Raw genomic sequence first — 18,279 nt, 5'->3', positions numbered from 1 at the left:
AACACAGTCTGGACTAATAGTGGTGAACCATTATATATGGAAAAGGAGGTCCTAAGGGCCTCCTCTCTTTCTTTTTATGGCCGCAAAAAAGTACTTTTTAATTTAATGATATTGCAATACATGAACGAATAGGAAGAGAATGAGGTCAAGCTAGTTTTCCTGTTGAGTGTCGCCACTAGAAATACGGTCATTTGTCAAGAAAAACACGAAAAACAACGCCAATACGGATGGTATGAGAGCCCATGTGAATGTATAACTTATTGACTCTGCAAGGGCATTAATAATTTTATCCAGTAATGGCTCTTGCATAGTCTTACGTGCTTGCTCAGATAGAATAGAGCGTGGATCATTTTGAGCTCCTCCAGTAATCAAATGATTGTTTCCACTGGATATTTCATGCGTTTTATATGAAAAATAGGAACGTTGTATAATCCCATAAATGGTAATTCCCAAACTCATCCCTAGCTGTCGTAAAAACGATACTGTTGAAGTAGCTGAACCTCGGCTTTCTGGTCCAAATCTATGGATAGCTGCCATATTTATTACAGAAAAAGAAGCTCCTGTGCCTAATCCGATAATTATCATATACAATGTAATTACAAATCTTGATGTTTCCGCTGAAACTGTACTTAGCAAATACATCCCAATTAGCAAAATAACGGAAAAAATGAGCATGACACTCCGAAACCCGAGTTTTGGAGCCGACATTGCCCCTATTTGTGAGGACACTACCACACCCAGCATCATAGGAAGTAGGATTAGACCTGAATTTGTTGCACTGCCACCTGTTACCCCCTGAATAAAGATCGGTATATACACAATTCCTACAATGAAGGAGACCCCATAAAATAAGCCTACCATCGTGCTTGAAGCAAAAAGGCGATCTTTAAACATAGAGAAAGAAATAACAGGATCTTCAGCGCTTTTTTCCGTAATAAAAAACATTGTAAATAAAATCGCAAATCCGGTAAATAAACTTAAAATTACAGTAGAGTCCCAAGTGTACTCATTGCCCCCAAGCTCTAGAGCAAATAGCAGACATACTATAGCTCCAACTAATGTAATCGATCCCATCCAATCAATTTTTTGTTTCTTGCGTTTCTGAGATTCTTTGTAAAATAAAGCAATTAACATTAATGAGAGAACCCCAATTGGAAGATTGATATAGAATATCCAATGCCAGCTGATATAATCAGTAATATAGGCTCCAAGCAACGGACCGAATATACTTGATAAACCAAAAACAGCTCCGAATAGCCCGCTCATCTTTCCCCGCTTACCAGGCGGGAAAAGATCGATTATAATGGTGAAGGTTATCGGTATTAATGCACCACCGCCAATTCCCTGTATAGCACGGTAAACACTAAGCTGTTCAATGGTCTGAGCAGTTCCGCAAAGAATCGACCCAAACATAAAAAAGATTAACCCCATCATAAAAAAACGTTTCCGTCCAAACATATCAGAAAGTTTACCAAATATCGGCATACCTGCCATTTCAGCCACCATATAAGCTGATGTTACCCAAATAAACTTATCAAGCCCTCCTAAATCCCCAACAATGGTCCCCATAGCTGTTGCAACAATTGTATTATCCATTGAAGCCATAAGAATAGAGAGCAACAATCCTGTTACTACCAGATTTTGTCTACTTTGTAGCTGCTTCATAAATATCTCCTAGCTTTTTCTAAAATTAAGGCTCTTTTATACTTACTTTGTTGATTTCCACTCTAGGAAATCGCTTCCGCATGCGTTTCGATACTCCTTCTATAAGACATACCTCCATCCGCTTCCATCAACAGGGTACTAAGTTAAAATGAGTTTTAACACGTAGCATAAAAAGTATTGATGGTCTCTCAATATCCAATTACCTCCCCTTTTACATTTTAGAAAATAGGATGAAATTGTTAAATTCCAAGAATGATTTATAATCAAATTTGCCATTTAGCAATAGCATAAATATCCACTTCTTTTAGTCCTTTATATAAAACAGCATCTAATATATTTTCTATATATAGCAGAAAGCTGGTATTATCTTATTATCATTTTATGAAAGGACTGAACTATGCCCAGATATCAATATCTTGACCCCAAATAAAAGCATAATGGAGGTAAAAATATTGATTAATGAACTTAGCACAAAAAGATTAATGTTAAGAAAAATGCAGGTATCAGACTTAGAGAAATTGTTTCAAGTTTGGTCTAATCCAGAAGTAACTAGATTCATGAATATTGATAAGTTCACTGATAAAAAACAAGCAAAAGAAATGATTATATTATTTGATAAACTATCAAAAGAAAACACTGCAATCCGATACTCAATAATTGAGTTAGAATCAAATGAAATTATTGGTTCTTGCGGTTTTAACATTTTAGATTTTGAAAATGCAAAAGCTGAAATTGGTTACGAAATTAATAAACCTTTTTGGGGTAAAGGATTTGCTCCTGAAGCTATTACTTGTTTAATAAGGCATGCCTTTAACGATTTAGAACTTAATCGAATAGAAGCAAAAGTAGAACCTGAAAATTTCAACTCAATTAAAGTCCTGAGAAAATTAAATTTCGGCTTTGAAGGAACAATGAGAAAAGTGGAAAGATCAAAAGGACGCTTTATTGATCTCAATCTATATTCGTTGTTAGTAACAGATTAATTCGTCTGCCTATACTTGTAAAAGTATGGGCTATTTATCATTAACAATTCGATGGGGCTGCCTAACTAGTTATAAAGTATTCATCTAATATGACATACCAGCATATATCTTGTTGACATAACCTGCCCCATTCGTAATATAAGATTACCAGGAGTTCAGCTGCTATACCTTGGGAACCTTATATGACAACACAAGAATATTACTGGGGTTTTCGTCCATACAAGCTGCAATTTCAAGCAAATCTAGACCAAGTCTTCCCCGAATATAGAGGGGTTTAAAGTGATTTATTTTCAATCGCACCACTCTTAACTCTTTTATAGCTTCCCTCTCCTGTAGATATATTAGCGGTAAGTGATGTATCAATAGTTGATAAAATCGCTGAATTATGTAAGAGTCGATCTTAAAAATGGGCAAATGAATAGCTACTGAGCTCAAAGCTTCGGCAAAACGAAATCCTTTAGAAAAGACGTTTTATCAGAGTCATATTCAATCTAGGAATGTATAAAGAGCACCTATCCAAATTAGAGTCTGAGATAGATGCCCTCGCTAAAGAAGTTTAAGAATATAATATTATCAAATCTATCACGGGTTAGGAGAAAAGATCGCTGCCATGATTATTTCAGGAATTGGGGAGATAGATTGATTTACTGATCCTAAAAAGCTGATAGCTTTCGCTGGGGTTGAACCTGGTGTATTCAAAATCTAGTAAGTTCACAAAAAATTGAATCTCAAAAAGAGGATCTAGTAGGCTTTGTCACGCCTTATACTCTGCAAATAATAGTATCTAACTACATATTTAGGTAAAATAACAGCCTGTGATTGATTTAGCTCCATTAATGAGTTTAGTTCAACGAATTAAAATTAAAAGTAAATCCTACAAACGTTTTGGATACCTTTGGCATAAGGATCTGCCGTTATCGTATCATGCAGTTGTTTTGCTTCTTCTGTAGCATTCTTCAATAAATATCCATGCTTTACGGCTTTAAGCATCTCTATATCATTCCCACTATCTCCAAACGCAAATGTATTCTCAACAGAGATGCTAAACTGTTTTATGACGAAGTACACTACTGCACGTTTGCCTGTATTTTGTGGAATAAAATCTACATCAAATGCATTTACCGGATCTCCAGCTAGAGGGTTACAACGGTTAATATTGAAATTTATTCCGCTATTGCGTGCTAGTTGTTTTATGATATCTAGATCATACTTAACCCTCGCACTATCTTCTATAAAATAATAATAATTCATTTTAAACGATTGTTGACCAAATTGTGTTTGTTTTTGTAACTGTATTCCATATAACTGTCTTAAATCATTAATAAGATCTTCAACCACTCTATGGCTAAATCCTGACCTTTTGATTCTTTTCCTCCACTCTTGATTTTGATAAAATTCTCCTTTAGAATTGATCTCCCATAACTCCGTTCCTAGATTTGATGCAATAAAATGCGGAAGGTAGTTCATCCGAGCTGCTCTCATTTTTTTATGGATATCAGCCAAACTACTGCCTGTTACCCAACCAATTCTGATATTTTTCTTATGAACAATCCTATCAAGATACTCCTCAAGCTCATACAAATCTTTTAACTGCCAGCCTTTTAGTTCATGCGGATAGTATGTTTCATCAAAATCAAATATCATTAAGTAGTCAGGATTTCCATTAGAATGGTACACTTTAAATGTCACGTTTAATACCTCCCTGTTCTATGTTATTTTTAGGTTACAGGCAGGGAACGTTCCCAGGTCAAATCTTTTTTAGAGGTAAAAAAATGGCTACTATTCTAGATATAGCTCGACTTAGTGGCGTTTCTAAGTCCACGGTATCACGCGTTATCAATAATCATCCTCATGTTTCAGAAGACAGCCGAACAAAAGTAATGGAAGCAATAGAAAAGTTGTCTTTTGTTCGAAATGCACGAGGTGTAAACCTTAGAACACAGACAACAAAAACAATTGGTGTGACAATCCCGGTCCTTGATCACCCATATTTTAGCCCGCTTGTTGGCATGATTGCAGCAAAATGCAGAAAAGCTGGATATAAGATAGTGATTTTCCAAACGTTTTATTCTATTGATGAGGAAAATAAAATTTATGAGAAGTTAACTGAAAATGAGCTGGACGCGGTAATTATCACCCATACTTTATTAGGTGAGAAGAAGATTAAACAGAGAGTTAGAGATAAGATAGTGCTTATTTGCAACGAACCACTTCAAACAAGACATTTAGATGTCTTTTCACTTGATGAAAGGGATGCAGTTTATTCATCTACCCAATACCTGCTGAAAGAAGGACGCAACCAACTATTATTTTGTGCGGATGAAGAAAAAACGCCACTTCAGCGACAAAGATGGGAAGGGTTTAAACAAGCTCATCTTGATTTAAATAAATCATGTACTATTCAGCAAAAGTTAAGTGGTTACTCTACGATTGAAGAAGGTATACTACTGGGAGATGAAATTTTTTCAGGTCATTGCAATCATGATGGAATTCTTGCAGGCAGTGACTTTTTAGCGGCAGGATTACTTTCGTCAGCTAAAAAACATGGTGTTTCTGTTCCAAAAGAACTTTCCATTATTGGTTTTGACAACCACCCAATTTGCCTGACAACTTTCCCTGCACTTTCCAGCATTCAAAATCAGACTGAATTGATGGTCAAGGATTTGATGTACTGCTTACTTGACAGACTTGAAGGTAAAAAATTTCCCACTGTAAGAAAAGTTTATAAAGGGAATCTGGTAATAAGGGGGACTTAAGAATGGAATTGTGTCCTGTACAAGATTAAATCCCTCTAAAAATGTTTCCCTTTTCATTATTTAATTTATCATCCTTCTTTAACAAACCTGCTCCTTTAGTGCAATAAGAAAAAGCCGCCTATTGTTTGGCAGCTGATCCTGATTTCATACCCTTATTTCTCCACAAAATTGAAGAAGCAGCAGAACATAGGAACCCACTAAATTTGTACTTCGCAGCTGGAAAGCTGTTCTTCTTAAAGATAAGTGCCCTACAGTTCAAAAAGAGATAGTGGGTTAATCCTTTACATTTTCCTTGCACTTCACTAACTAGCTGCCATAACGTGTTGTTTTCTTTATTTTGCGGTCCAAGCCTCTTACAATTTTCATATGAGGCTTTGAATTCCTTTATTCTTTGCATCAAACTCTATTGAATCTTTCAAAGGTAACTAATTATTATGTCGTTTGTTAACTTCAATCTTAATGAACTCCGGCAAATAGCTTGGAGTACATCCTTTTGCTACTATTTCATCTTTGTAAAGACCCGTTTTCTCACCAAGTTTAATACAACGTGCACGATTCTTTTCATCATAAACACCTATCCAGCCTGCCGTGAAATTCATAGCCCATTGAACTTCCGGTTCTTCCTGCGTAATATTAGCTTCTAATGCAGATAGCAAGTCTTCGGTGTTATCAGGCGGTGTTTGTCCAGTCCATCTCAATCGCCCTTGATTATACCAGAAAGCTCGTCTTTGAAGAGCAGAAGAACTATTTTCCCATGACTCCATCAATGCAATTGTCTTCTTGTCTTTGGTAATCTGATTAGCCATTAACCAATCCATTAAGTTATTTCGCTCATCAAAAGTGTGAGTCTGCATATCCTTATCAAGCTTATTTAGCACATCTTGTGAAAGAAGTTTTTTGTCCATAATTAAGATTGCTAATAGTCTGGGCAAAAACTCCTCGGTTGACCAAAGTTCCATAGCTAGTTCGTGATCTTTTTTAATGTCCTTCGCGATTTTTCGTAAGTCGCCTAGCTTAGTTTTACTATTGATCTGAGATAGAATGTTTTCTGCTTTTAAAGAGCGTTTTATTTCTGTACCTTTATTTTCATTCATTTTATACAACTCCTCTATTGAAGCACTGTTTCATAATATGTCCTTGACGGGATATACCAAGAACTTAATTTCGTTATAAGTCCTATTGCAGTGGTGTGCCTCCAAAGTTTATCTTTTTTAATATTGTAGCATATATCATAATAAAGCTTTCTCCACCTATAATAGAAGAGCAACGATCTTTCATTTACTTCTTTTTATTTGGAACGAAAAGAGCATTCAAGCTGCCGCAGCAACCCTTATTAAAAGCAAGCTATTCGTTAACTATAAAACAAAAACGATGACCTAAACATATTAATTTTGTTCCATTCTAGAATAACTGTACCAAGGCTTTCCTATGAAGGATTATGGTATTATCAACAATGCGATAAAATCTGTTTTTAAACCATTAAAAATAACAAATGCCAGGAGAATCATAAAAACTAATAGTCTTAATGCAAAACCTCGTTTCATTGCAAACTTAGAAATTTTTTCCTTATTAAAGAATACTTCCCCTCTAGTCGAATAAAAAAAGAGCTGCCGATCCATACTGGATCTTCAACTCTATTACCCGTTCTTAAAGTGCGTTTCTTCACCCTTAACGTTTTAAACTACCCCTTTTTGTCCTCTTCTAATTCTCTTTCAATTTCTTCATCAGGTACTTTAGAGGGTTCTTCATTAATGTTAAGGTGTGTAATAATTAATCTTAACTGATATTTTATTGTTGAAAGACTAAAAATTACGTATATCACAAATAGAATACCTAATAAAAACCAAATCAAAAAATCCCACCTTGTATTTACAATAATACTTTCTTTAATCTTATCATTAATAGTAGTTAATAAGAAAAGCAGACTTACCAGGGACATCTCTATTCATAAATCACTGTTTATCAAAATGATTACTTAGCATACATCACAACTGTGGAGGAGTATTCATTTGTTCGTCAAAATTTAATTCTAAAAGTTGTCCAGCATGAACCAATCCAGATCCAAAACCATACATAAGAACTCGGTCTCCATTTTTGACTTTTCCCTCACGGATTCCAAGATCAAGAGCTAAGGGAATTGTTGCAGCAGAGGTATTTCCAAAGTTGACTAAGCTGTAAAGGGTTTTTTCCATTTGGAAATCTAATTTTTCGCAAATCGGCTCTATCAACCTTAAGTTTGCGCTATGAGGTATGAACCAATCAACTTGCTCTAAACTCGTTTGCGTTTTTTCTAAAATCTGTTTAATACTATCGGGTACATTCCTTACAACCCATCGGAAAACCTCTCTACCATTTTGTACAAGATATTGAGTATCGATTAACTCAATATCATTAACCTTTTTTGATAGTCCAGAACGATATACATGTTGCGCTCCTCTCCCATCACTTCCTAGGTGGAATCCAATGAAACTTTTTGATTGTTCATCTCTTTCAACTAATACTGCACCAGCACCATCACCAAATAAAATGCATGTACTTCTATCGGTATAATCCGTAATTTTTGAGATTGTGTCTGCTCCAATTACAAGTACTTTTTTGTGAAGTCCAGAAGATATTAAACTGTGTGCTGTATGCAATGCAAAAACAAATCCTGCACACGCTGCACTTAAATCTATGGCCCCTGTTTGGGCTATATTTAATTGGTCCTGTATGATACTTGAAACAGATGGGAATGGAAAATCTGGTGTGCTTGTTGCCACAATAATCATATCGACATCTTCGACGTTTTTATTATATCTATGCATTAAATCTTTTACAGCAGATACACATAAATCACTGGTAAATTCATCAGGACGAGTTATTCTACGTTCATGAATTCCTGTCCTTTGAATAATCCACTCATTATTTGTTTCGACCATTTGCTCAAGCTCAAAATTTGTTAATTTTTTTTCGGGTACATATGTCCCAATAGCTGTTACTCTCGCCCCTATCATACAATCCACCCCTTATTTTTATTAGAAGTTAGTATTAATACCTGGTACTAATTATAACGATTTATATTATTCAAAATCAATCTAAATACATTTTTTCTATAACAAACATGCATACTCCTTATTGAAGTAAACCGCCCCTATACTTGAATAAAAAAGACCGGCTGTGATTGCAGCCGATCCTTTAGAATGCACCCGTTAGCTTAATAAAATGTCAATGTCTTGCCTTATTTCTTTAATCATGAATTCAATGAATTCATAAAAAGTCTGGGAAACAACTTCACTACTAAATGTTTCTCCGTTATATTCATTTAGATAACGTTCAACCAACTGCTGGTATTTATGAGGCAGGTTATTTAATCCCCATTCCCCGCCTTCGCGCTTTGAAGATATCTTACCTTCTTTAATAAAATAAAGAACTCGACAGAGATTTAAGGTTAGGTACATAGGAGTCAGGTACGCAGGTGGATTGCTAATGATCTCCTCCGCAGCTCCCTCCACATCATGCAGAATGGAGGCAAGGTAATACTGACTATCGATAGGTTCATAAAGTTCACTTAATGGTTTTCCATACAGTGTTAATCCTCTCTCATAGGCAACAACAATTTGTGAAGCTAAATCCTCATCTTCAAATCCCCCGCAAAGATAATTCTCATTTGTGCGATATTTCTCCCTATGGTATTCCGAGTAATGAAACTCGAAAGGAGTCGGATAAACAAACTTTTTTAGGTAAGTTTCTAAGATAATGGTAAACTCTATACCACGCTCACTAGACAACTCATCATGTAAGGATAAAGCTAGTTTTGCGATCCTAGAATTATTTGCTGGTGTTAGCTTTTCATTTACAACGACTAAGAAATCGATATCGCTTTTTTGGGGATTATAACACCCCATTGCAAGAGATCCATGTAAATAAATCCCTAACAAATTATCTCTAAGTTCATCTTTAAAAAGTTTAGTTATTTTGTCTAAGAAAAGGTTAGTATCCAAACCAATCCACTCCCCATATTCTTCCATCACCATTCTAAGTATAGATCCACTGAAAACTTGGTCAAGGTAAAACTTATATATAATTAAATCAACTAATGCTGCCCTTTAGCTGAATATTAAAAAGAGCTTGACCCTGTTGGATCTTCAACTCTTGCACCCTATAGTTTAAGTACATCTTTTCACAAACTTAGCTTTATTCAGGTATGCTGTCCCGTTTGTTCCATAAAGAACTTCTGTAAATAAAAAAAGCACCTAATCCTTCTCGATTAACGCACCCTCAGCGTAATGACCTTATCAGTAATATTTTCGTATGTTAGGAGTACCTATCCCTATATATGTTGGATTTAAGGTAAACCTTCCCCCTTAAAGTGTAACGTAATGGAGTTATTACCAGAAAAATATACAACTGATATAGAATAAAAGGTTATTTGAACAAACGAGTGCGTAACAGTATTTTTCCAGTAATCACTAATTAACTCTCGACACATACCACAAGAGAAACAACCCAACTTTCGTCCATACCTATAGTTCTTTTCAATAACTTTTTCTGCTTCTTTAATCAATTCATAGTCTATATCTTCCAAAGGTCTTATTTTTTGACACGATTTTCTCCCCCCTGTTGCTTCTATTTAAAAAATTCATAACTCTATTTTAAGGACATATTTACAGCTTCGAAAGCATGTATGTAGGTTGTGTCAAATAGAGAAACATTAGAATCCTCCGGTTTTACCAATAATCCAATTTCTGTACAGCCTAATATAATCCCTTTAGCTCCAGATTCGATTAAACCTTGAATAACTTTTTTATAATAATCCCTTGATTTTTGTTGAATCTTACCCAAACATAACTCTTCGTAAATAATCTTGTTTATAATCTCTCTTTCATTGTCGTTTGGCACAATAACTTGTATACCGTTAAACTCCAATCGTGATTTATAAAAATCCTCCTCCATTGTGTACCTTGTGCCTAGTAACCCTACAGAATTAATTCCTTTCTCTTTAATTTGGGCTGCTGTTGCATCTGCGATATGCAAAATGGGGATATTAATTTTCGACTGGATATCACCTATAACTTTGTGCATCGTATTAGTACAAATAATAATAAAGTCAGCCCCTCCCTTTTGCAAAGAACGCGCAGCATTACCTAACACTTCACCGGCCTTTCCCCAGGCGCCTTCTGACTGGTAACGCTCAATTTCATGAAAATCGACACTATATAAAAGACATTTCGCTGAATGTAATCCCCCTAATCTTCTTTTAACTTCTTCATTGATAATCCGATAATATTCAACAGAAGATTCCCAACTCATTCCGCCAATAAGACCGATAACCTTCATTTTATCCTCTCCATTCTCCGCTTTTCTCTTCATGTTTAGCTTCGATTAACCTACAAACAATTCCTTGTTTATTCAGCTAATTGGCCCGATTGTTGAAAAAAATAATGACCATTGTTCAACAAGCCTGCCCCGTTAGTCGAATAAGAAAAAAGAGCTGCCGATCCATGCTGGATCTTCAACTCTATCACCGTTGTGAAATTTCACCTAAATTATTTAATACCTCTGTTCAATGTAGGGTATTTTAAATTTTCAACTGACTTTGTGGTGAGATTTGTCCTTTTTCATTTTGCTATAGATTATTCGCAATAACACTCCCGTTGCAAGTACAAAAATTGATACAGTAGCAACGTCTAATTTAAATCCAATTATTAAAACAGGTGCTATCATTAACAATCTTGACAAGTAATCAATATATTTTAACAAAGTTCAATCCTTTCTTTAAAGAAGAATAAAGTTTTATCTTAGCTATTCCTTTTTCTTATTTATAGAATTTAGCCGGTTCCCTTAATCCATTCGATTAAGTAAAGGTCGGTATAAAGCTCTTTAATTTTTCTAAAACCACACTTCTTATAACTTGATATTGCTCTACTATTATTTTTTTTCACCTCTAGTACCACACTTGAAGCGCCTTTACTTTTACTAAGGTAATTTAACATCATTAGAATCATAGCAGTGCCAATCCCTTTACCCCATAATTGGGTTTCTCCAATAAATTGGTCTATTCCATAAATATTTTTGTTTGCTGAATAGCCGTATCTCTTTAATTCATCTTCTTGAAGCTCATAGTATTGTATATAACCTACTGGTTCATTTTTGTATTCTACAATACAAGGAATAACATAATGTTTCCCTTCTACTCTTGGCCCGTATTTTTTTATCACCATATCTATATTTAAAGGTGGCTCTTCATAGAATTCCAATACACTTTGGTCATTTAGCCATTTAGCCATAACTTCAATATCCTTATCGTTCATAAGTCGAATAAGCAGGTCATTCTTCAATATCATACTTATTTCCACCCTTATCTTTTCTTAAAGAGTTCTATAAATAAGTCACCTTTCCTTCTTCAACAACCCAGCCCTTTAAGTTTAAAAAGAAAAAAGCAGTCCTATGACTAGTGCAGCAATTATTCAACAAATATAGCCAGATTCTCCAGTGTTGATTTTAAACCGAGGTCATGATCTTCCTTGCGTATTCCTTTAGGAACATTCTCACAAATAATAGTGACTCTTGTGCCTTCTGAAATGGATTCCAAAAGCCACTTCTGTATCATTTCACCTGTGAAATCTGGGGATTCAGAATCAAAAATTACTAATTGTACAATCTGTTTGTCAGGGACTAACTCTAAAAACTTTCCTTGGTATACATCAGTGTTTTCCGAAGTTTTTCCAGATGATGGTTGGTCTTCTTCATAGGTAAGGGTCATATTGTAAGTTCCACCTTCACGAGGGTCAAAATTTTCAATATGACCTGACATACCTTTAGGTGGAAGCCATGATACTAATGATTTCGGATTTAAAAATGCCTGATAGATAGTTTGTGGTTCTGCCATAATGACTCTTGAAGCTGTATCTGTTCTATTGTCACTAAACACATTTGTCATAATAAATCCTCCTTAGACCTTTAGTCATCGAAGCAGCATTTTTCAAGTTCAACACATATAGATACCAATATTCCCTTTTACTGTTAATTACAAATAAACTTACTTATTTATTTAGTTCACCTGGTTTCTACCCTTACTTCCACATGTGTTAAAATAATCCCTTCTTCAACTTACCTCCCTATAGCCGCCTGAATAATAAGAATATCTTCAATTTACTGTCCTCTAATCCAAATAAGGAGAATAAAATTCCTCCACGTATAATCCAGTAGCTTCGATTTTTTTTCGAGAGTTAGGGGAATCCCTATTTGTTCCAATATACATATAGTAATCGTATCCGAAGTGGACAAAAAACTTGTTTTTGGAGCTTAATTTACATCAAATTACATTCCTTAAAGTTAATTTTGCAAGCTCTTTAATTTCTTGTGCACTTATGGGTGTTTCCACCCACATCTTTGACAAGAAGGGAGAAACATTTTGAGATTTAACCTCGTCAGACCACATTTCTAAGGCATTTAAATAAAGTTTATTAACACCCAATTCATCCATAAAAGTTGTGATGGCGTTTATGTAGTCAGATTCTGTTCTGATATAATCTTCTTTACTAACTTTAGTTCCTACCTCTGAAAAACAAGTCCATTCTTTTTTATCTAGATAACTTCCATATTAGATTTTCAGGTTTGTCCTTTTCGAGAAATGTTAAACGATAGATATGTTGATAATCATTATCGGCAAACTCCACTTTATGATCCTGCTTCCATTCGAGATTTCCAAAATCGCTGAATAGATCTTGTTCATCTGTATTCCCTACAGAGAAAAGCTTCTCTTTATTGATAACTTCACCATTTCTTTTCTTGACCTCCATGTATACTTCGATACTCGCTACCTCATGATGACATAAGACGCTGCAGATGTACTTCCTGTTTGGGCTGCTCTTCTTTAATAGAGGATAGACATTTTCATAATCAAGCTGTTTTATGTTCTCATAAACCAATTCAAGAGAATAATGGTCCCAATTAAACTTATTAGCAGCGAGTTTCATTCCCTCGTGCACGATTTCTAGTACTCGTTCTTTCTTTTCTCTGTCGGATGTCAATGACAGAATATTTTCAACATCCACCTCTACAAATACAGGAAAATAATCAAAGATAATATGAGCAGACATATCAATTTGCTCTTTTTGTTCTAGATTGTCTACACAATAGATTTGTATCCCTTTATCATCCTTTGACTGCAGCTTTGGCAGAAGACGGCTATATAAAAATGTAATACATCTTGTTTCGTGAAAGAATGTCCAGTTCTGTTCTTTGTTTTTCGGAACGTAAAGCTGAATATCTCTTATGATAGGCATAAACAGTCTCCTCATGGCTTCTTTTCGGAAAGGGTGATCCAGTTTAAGAAATAGCATAGTTGGGTGTATCTCCAGAAGAATTCAACTAAACTGTCCCTTTTGTTCTATTAAAGGTTCAACAATAAAGGCGGCTAATCCTACCTGGATCAACGCACCCGTTAGCTTAATCATAGTTTTATTTTTGTCGCCATGCTCCTTCATAAGGGAAGCTTTTATATAAAGCGATATTTACTGGACATCTGCGTAATAAACAAAACCACAGTTAACCCCACAACAAGATGCCATAATACGTTAGCTGGGGCTACAAACGTCAATACACTAAATAATATTGCTGTTGTTGAGCTGAATACAACTGCCCTAAACCTTGTGCATTTATTTTGTAATAAATTATACAAAACCAATGAAACAGCTAATGAAAAAATCGGGATATATATGAATTCGAAAGATATTTTAATCAGGGATAAGCAAAGGACTGCTACTGTAAAACCTATAGATATAGCAGTTGTTCTCCCAATATAATTTTTATTCGGAAAACCGTTATATAGGAGAAAAAACATAACCGTTAGAATCGTACAAATCCCCGAAACAGATACAAATGAATATCCCATAATAATGAAAGCCGTTATCGTGAGACAAATTAAAGTGATAAATGGCAAAAGCAATATGATAGTTCACATTGAAAGGATGTTCCTTAATGACTTTTCTTCAATGTTTTTTTTTTATATCGAAATAACTCATCAAACCACATACTAAAACTCCTAATCCAAAGAAAACTGTGAAAAACCAATTCTCTCCCCAACTTACAACTACACTATATAAACAAGCCAATGCAGTAATTGACGCTCCATATTTTTCTTGCAATCTTTGTATTTTTGAAGGTTTTATATCATTCAAATTAATACACTCCCATTTGGATCTTCTTTTAAAATTTGTCCATCTTAATGAAAATTGCATAATAAAGTAATATTGTGTTGTCATAATTCTTATTCAACAAACCTGCCCCGTTAGTCATATATGAATAGCTGCCTGGTTGGGCAGCTGATTGTATCGGTAGAACCCTATAGTTGAAGAAGGCATAGACTTATTTATTTTCTAAATCACACTGAAAACGTTCACACCTGGATACTTTTTTTCTTTCATACAACACATCTTTTCTTGTAATAACTTTCTTTTTAGATACCTGAATTACCATCTGATATGAATACAAAGCATAATTTCTTTGAAATTTGGTAGTTTATGTTTAAATGATTTTGGTATATGAATCTAAAACATCAATCCATGGATGTCCATTGGGAAACTGGATACTTAAAGACTTTTTTAACCAATGAAGTTTTTTATCACTTAATTTCGGTAATACATTATATAAATCAATAACATCTTTTTCTCTAATGACTGAACTTCCACCTTTATAAAGAAGTTGTATTTCTGGTCTTAAAAAAGGTACTCCGGAAGGGGACTCTAATCCGATATCATCTAACAACTTTCTTATTTCACTGTTTCGTTTATAAATCCAATGTTTATCCTCTGTATCAAGTATCATAACTTGGAAAGCCCATGTTGTTTCACCTTTTTTCTTTGCCCAAATATTATCGAAATGAGAATCAAGCTGTTCTTCCTGATTCCATGGTATTAATTTACCTTTGTAAGCTTTAAACAATTCCCACTCATCGTGTAAATGTTCCTGTAAGATGATGTGATCACACCCTAATATCAAAGTGTCGATATCTTTGTGCTCACGTGTAGTTCTTTCTAAAAATAAGTCTAAAGCCCATCCACCAGCAATCCACCATCGAATAGGAATTCTTTTAAAAATCATTTGTATTTCGGTCACTGTTAGAGGTTTCCAAACTTCTTTATTATCACTCATTTTTCACCTCAAGAATGTATTTAGTTAGTGTTCTTCAACAAACCTGCCCCGTTGAACGAATAAGAAAAATCCGCCATTTAGCAGCTCCTTCTCAACACAGGCACTTTTATTGCGATTTTTTAATTAATATATACCTATAAAGACCTTTATACTTCCAATCACTTTTTTCACTAATACCTCTGCTTTCCACCTGAGCCGATTCCGGGAAAGGTATTGAAGTTTGGCTTTTGATGCTGGAGTAACATCATTTCTATTTGCAGCATTGACTGAAAGGAAGCGTATACCAGGTTCCTTTTTTAGCCTATACAACTGCCTTACCCGCCACACCTTCTAATTTTTGCTTTCTATTCATAAGTTTTCAAAAACTAGTAAAAAATAAACGATATGCAGAATATAATGGTGATTTACTTATGAGAAAAGGATTGAAAAAAACGGATTAAAGAGGATTTAGGTATGGGAAAAATCCTTTAATTTAATCAAAAGACTTTAAGTGAATTTTTAACTATACTGTAAAAATGTGCGCTTTGAGCTTACTTTCATAGCCACTTTAATTGATCAAAATCTGATCCGGATGGTATTCTCCCATATCTTCTGGAAGATGAATTCCGGGAAATCGAGAAAAGAATATTAAAGAGCTTGTGCATGTTGCAGATGACCATTCATAAATCGAACAAAAAATTTTAAATGGCTACGTCATTCTGACGAATTAAGCTTCTATATCCGGATATAAAAGATGTGATTTTAAGGCTTCCACTTCAAATGTAATCTAAGTGGCCGCTCCTTTTGTGAACTAAAAAATCCTATCCGCATTAGCAAAATAGAAGTACAAGAGAAGAGGAGATTAATGTATAACGCAATTTTATTACAGCAGCCAGTTACCAATCATGAAAACGGAAGTGAACCAGATGCAGGAGCAGCCAATACCAGATAGATTGAAGATATCCCCATTTTTAGTGTTTTATTTAATTATGTCCATGCAAATTGGCATTGGGGTTCTTAGCTATCAGAGGGTTATTGCAAAGGATGCAGGCTATGATGCTTGGATTTCCATTCTGTTTGCCGGGGGATGCATACATGTCATCCTTTGGATAGTTTATAAAATCGCCGAAACGGTTGATGGAGATTTTGTGACAGCCCATATGTACCTTACAGGCAATTTGATCGGCAAAACAGTCAGCTCCATTTTCATAGGCTACTTTTTTTTATATGTCTTAGCTATAACACGAACATTCATCGAGGTCATTCAAGTGTGGATGTTTCCGGAGCTTAGCACTTTCTGGTTCTCCTTTGGATTCATGATTCTTTGTACTTATATCATTTTTGGAGGGTTCAGAACGGTAGTCGGGATAGCCTTATTTGGCCTATTATTGCCGGCTTATCTCCTTCTGACATTTGGCTGGGCCATTGAATTCTCGAATTTCTATAATCTCCTTCCAATTTGGGATCATTCAGTTATGGAACTTCTCAACGGTTCCTATAATATGTCGCTTACCTTCATCGGTTTTGAGATTATTTTGTTCATTTATCCTTTTATAAAAGAACCAAAGAAATCCAAAAAATGGGCCCACCTCGCTGTTTTAACCACCACCCTAATATATACTATTTTAGCCGTCATTACGTTTGCCTATTATTCGGAAGATCTGCTTGCAAAACAGATCTGGCCCACTTTGACCATGTGGAAAATTGTTGAAATGCCTTTTGTGGAACGTTTCGAATATATTGGAATTGCAAACTGGAACTTAATTATGCTTCCGAATGTGTGTATTGCCATTTGGATTTCTTCTAGACTTATCAAGAGAATCTTTAATATTAGACAAAAAATCGGAGTGTTTTTTGTTGTCAGTGCTTTTTTATTAGTGATCAACTTTATTAATACACGCGAAAAAATTAGTATGGTTAATGACTTTTTTGGGAAAATAGGTTTTGGCTTTACATTCATTTATATTCCCTTGCTCTTTGTCGCCATCATGATTGCCAAGAGCGTAAAAAAGAAGGTGAAAAAGAAATGAAAAGGCTTATCTTAATGTGTATGGTTCGGTTGCTTGCCTTTAATGCTACTTTATCAGTGGACATTGAATAGCAGACTCCCTGAAATTTTTAAACTTTTTCCCTTTTGTTATTCATCAAACAATCATAGAACTATTGCGGCAAAGAAAACCAACCTAATAAAGAGACATAAAGTAACTTATCTTCTTCCACTAACCTGCCCCTTTTGTGGAAGAAGATAAGCTTCCGTTAGTGGCAGAACCTAAATATTTATTTATGCTTTTCCCTAAAAGCCTTCTTAACTCTTTCAATTTGGTCGAGATGTCCACGTATATGGCCGACTCGGAATTCCAACAAATCTTTGAAAGTCAATCGCGCACCATCTGGATACACTGCAATTCTCTCAAGTTGTTCAGTTGTCAAATTATGAAGAATAGGAAGCATACTGGAACGCAGCATTTTAAAAAGTAAAAGGTATTGTTCACGATCTAATTGTTCATAAACCAATGAGCTCGCCCAAGCATCTTGGTCAGGTGCTGGTAAAAGTGGTTCGGGCTCTGACAAAACTTTTTTCATTCTATGTGTAGCCACCAATTCAGAATCTGTTATATGAATAATTATCTGATGTATACTCCATTTATCCTTTCCTGGGTTGTACCTAATCTCTTCCTCAGATAACTCACTTATGGATTCCATTAACATCGTAAACCCTCGACCGTACTCCTCAATTAACGCCTGCATCTTTTGTTCCTCCT

General features: G+C 35.0%; 17 protein-coding genes and 1 pseudogene. 4 read left to right on the top strand and 14 right to left on the bottom strand.

Going from position 1 to position 18,279, the window contains the following annotated elements; all coding sequences use genetic code 11:
• Positions 1 to 150: 150 nt before the first annotated feature.
• Entirely contained in the window at positions 151 to 1,665 is a 1,515-nt protein-coding gene (locus NR125_RS09805) for an MDR family MFS transporter (protein WP_256815218.1), read from the bottom strand.
• A 452-nt stretch (positions 1,666 to 2,117) separates the two neighbouring features.
• Here NR125_RS09805 and NR125_RS09800 point away from each other — a divergent pair, with 452 nt between their 5' ends.
• A complete protein-coding gene (locus tag NR125_RS09800) occupies positions 2,118 to 2,648 on the top strand; it encodes a GNAT family N-acetyltransferase (RefSeq protein WP_192908741.1) in 531 nt (176 codons plus the stop codon).
• A gap of 150 nt (positions 2,649 to 2,798) precedes the next feature.
• A pseudogene (locus NR125_RS09795) lies at positions 2,799 to 3,370 on the top strand (transposase); the annotation flags it as partial.
• Positions 3,371 to 3,509: 139 nt separating this feature from the next.
• Here NR125_RS09795 and NR125_RS09790 read toward each other — a convergent pair.
• Positions 3,510 to 4,337 carry an HAD-IIB family hydrolase gene (locus tag NR125_RS09790; protein WP_009334002.1) on the bottom strand — a complete coding sequence of 276 codons (828 nt, stop codon included), beginning with the start codon at positions 4,335 to 4,337 and terminating at the stop codon, positions 3,510 to 3,512.
• Positions 4,338 to 4,420: 83 nt separating this feature from the next.
• Between NR125_RS09790 and NR125_RS09785 the strand changes: the two genes are divergently transcribed.
• Complete coding sequence (locus tag NR125_RS09785) at positions 4,421 to 5,404, top strand: LacI family DNA-binding transcriptional regulator (protein ID WP_009334001.1); 984 nt, start codon at positions 4,421 to 4,423, stop codon at positions 5,402 to 5,404.
• Between the two features lie 425 nt (positions 5,405 to 5,829).
• On the opposite strand, the gene NR125_RS09780 is transcribed toward NR125_RS09785, so the two are convergent.
• From NR125_RS09780 to NR125_RS09725, 11 genes are all read right to left on the bottom strand, one after another.
• The gene (locus NR125_RS09780; RefSeq protein WP_009334000.1) at positions 5,830 to 6,498 is read right to left on the bottom strand and encodes a DNA alkylation repair protein; all 669 of its coding nucleotides are present in this window, start codon (positions 6,496 to 6,498) and stop codon (positions 5,830 to 5,832) included.
• Positions 6,499 to 7,085: 587 nt separating this feature from the next.
• Positions 7,086 to 7,256 (bottom strand): hypothetical protein, encoded by a 171-nt coding sequence (locus tag NR125_RS09775; RefSeq protein ID WP_157380219.1) that lies wholly within the window; start codon positions 7,254 to 7,256, stop codon positions 7,086 to 7,088.
• 133 nt (positions 7,257 to 7,389) lie between these two features.
• On the bottom strand, positions 7,390 to 8,397 hold the full coding sequence (locus NR125_RS09770) for a ketoacyl-ACP synthase III (protein WP_256815217.1): 1,008 nt from the start codon (positions 8,395 to 8,397) through the stop codon (positions 7,390 to 7,392).
• A 195-nt stretch (positions 8,398 to 8,592) separates the two neighbouring features.
• On the bottom strand, positions 8,593 to 9,417 hold the full coding sequence (locus NR125_RS09765; RefSeq protein ID WP_083390478.1) for an aminoglycoside adenylyltransferase domain-containing protein: 825 nt from the start codon (positions 9,415 to 9,417) through the stop codon (positions 8,593 to 8,595).
• Between the two features lie 613 nt (positions 9,418 to 10,030).
• Positions 10,031 to 10,720, bottom strand: coding sequence for an aspartate/glutamate racemase family protein (locus tag NR125_RS09755; protein WP_256815230.1), 690 nt, complete (start codon positions 10,718 to 10,720; stop codon positions 10,031 to 10,033).
• Between the two features lie 491 nt (positions 10,721 to 11,211).
• Complete coding sequence (locus NR125_RS09750; protein WP_256815216.1) at positions 11,212 to 11,727, bottom strand: GNAT family N-acetyltransferase; 516 nt, start codon at positions 11,725 to 11,727, stop codon at positions 11,212 to 11,214.
• A gap of 119 nt (positions 11,728 to 11,846) precedes the next feature.
• Positions 11,847 to 12,323: an SRPBCC family protein gene (locus NR125_RS09745; RefSeq protein ID WP_256815215.1), complete on the bottom strand. Its 477-nt coding sequence runs from the start codon at positions 12,321 to 12,323 to the stop codon at positions 11,847 to 11,849.
• A gap of 375 nt (positions 12,324 to 12,698) precedes the next feature.
• Positions 12,699 to 12,869 (bottom strand): hypothetical protein, encoded by a 171-nt coding sequence (locus NR125_RS09740; protein ID WP_256815214.1) that lies wholly within the window; start codon positions 12,867 to 12,869, stop codon positions 12,699 to 12,701.
• 97 nt (positions 12,870 to 12,966) lie between these two features.
• On the bottom strand, positions 12,967 to 13,671 hold the full coding sequence (locus NR125_RS09735) for a hypothetical protein (protein WP_256815213.1): 705 nt from the start codon (positions 13,669 to 13,671) through the stop codon (positions 12,967 to 12,969).
• A gap of 705 nt (positions 13,672 to 14,376) precedes the next feature.
• Positions 14,377 to 14,565 (bottom strand): hypothetical protein, encoded by a 189-nt coding sequence (locus NR125_RS09730; RefSeq protein ID WP_192908745.1) that lies wholly within the window; start codon positions 14,563 to 14,565, stop codon positions 14,377 to 14,379.
• Between the two features lie 346 nt (positions 14,566 to 14,911).
• Positions 14,912 to 15,538 (bottom strand): nucleotidyltransferase domain-containing protein, encoded by a 627-nt coding sequence (locus NR125_RS09725; protein ID WP_192908746.1) that lies wholly within the window; start codon positions 15,536 to 15,538, stop codon positions 14,912 to 14,914.
• Positions 15,539 to 16,422: 884 nt separating this feature from the next.
• On the opposite strand from NR125_RS09725, the gene NR125_RS09720 reads away from it, so the two are divergent.
• Positions 16,423 to 17,547 carry a GerAB/ArcD/ProY family transporter gene (locus NR125_RS09720; RefSeq protein WP_256815212.1) on the top strand — a complete coding sequence of 375 codons (1,125 nt, stop codon included), beginning with the start codon at positions 16,423 to 16,425 and terminating at the stop codon, positions 17,545 to 17,547.
• Positions 17,548 to 17,794: 247 nt separating this feature from the next.
• Here the strand turns inward: NR125_RS09720 and NR125_RS09715 are convergent, their stop codons facing one another.
• Positions 17,795 to 18,265, bottom strand: a complete 471-nt coding sequence (locus NR125_RS09715; protein WP_192908747.1) for a DinB family protein — start codon at positions 18,263 to 18,265, stop codon at positions 17,795 to 17,797.
• Positions 18,266 to 18,279: the final 14 nt, after the last annotated feature.

It is taken from the genome of Cytobacillus sp. Bac17 (genome assembly GCF_024519925.1).
Classification (GTDB): Bacteria; Bacillota; Bacilli; order Bacillales; family Cytobacillaceae; genus Cytobacillus; species Cytobacillus pseudoceanisediminis.
The sequence above is the reverse complement of the archived record's forward strand: the minus strand, read 5'-3'. Positions and strand labels throughout refer to the sequence as shown.

Bases quoted from the DNA above. Each gene is read 5' to 3' on its own strand.
- NR125_RS09805 (WP_256815218.1), bottom strand. From the start codon at position 1,665: ATGAAGCAGCTACAAAGTAGACAAAATCTGGTAGTAACAGGATTGTTG.
- NR125_RS09785 (WP_009334001.1), top strand. From the start codon at position 4,421: ATGGCTACTATTCTAGATATAGCTCGACTTAGTGGCGTTTCTAAGTCC.
- NR125_RS09780 (WP_009334000.1), bottom strand. From the start codon at position 6,498: ATGAATGAAAATAAAGGTACAGAAATAAAACGCTCTTTAAAAGCAGAA.
- NR125_RS09770 (WP_256815217.1), bottom strand. From the start codon at position 8,397: ATGATAGGGGCGAGAGTAACAGCTATTGGGACATATGTACCCGAAAAA.
- NR125_RS09765 (WP_083390478.1), bottom strand. From the start codon at position 9,417: ATGGTGATGGAAGAATATGGGGAGTGGATTGGTTTGGATACTAACCTT.
- NR125_RS09755 (WP_256815230.1), bottom strand. From the start codon at position 10,720: ATGAAGGTTATCGGTCTTATTGGCGGAATGAGTTGGGAATCTTCTGTT.
- NR125_RS09750 (WP_256815216.1), bottom strand. From the start codon at position 11,727: ATGATATTGAAGAATGACCTGCTTATTCGACTTATGAACGATAAGGAT.
- NR125_RS09745 (WP_256815215.1), bottom strand. From the start codon at position 12,323: ATGACAAATGTGTTTAGTGACAATAGAACAGATACAGCTTCAAGAGTC.
- NR125_RS09740 (WP_256815214.1), bottom strand. From the start codon at position 12,869: ATGGATGAATTGGGTGTTAATAAACTTTATTTAAATGCCTTAGAAATG.
- NR125_RS09735 (WP_256815213.1), bottom strand. From the start codon at position 13,671: ATGCCTATCATAAGAGATATTCAGCTTTACGTTCCGAAAAACAAAGAA.
- NR125_RS09725 (WP_192908746.1), bottom strand. From the start codon at position 15,538: ATGAGTGATAATAAAGAAGTTTGGAAACCTCTAACAGTGACCGAAATA.
- NR125_RS09720 (WP_256815212.1), top strand. From the start codon at position 16,423: ATGAAAACGGAAGTGAACCAGATGCAGGAGCAGCCAATACCAGATAGA.
- NR125_RS09715 (WP_192908747.1), bottom strand. From the start codon at position 18,265: ATGCAGGCGTTAATTGAGGAGTACGGTCGAGGGTTTACGATGTTAATG.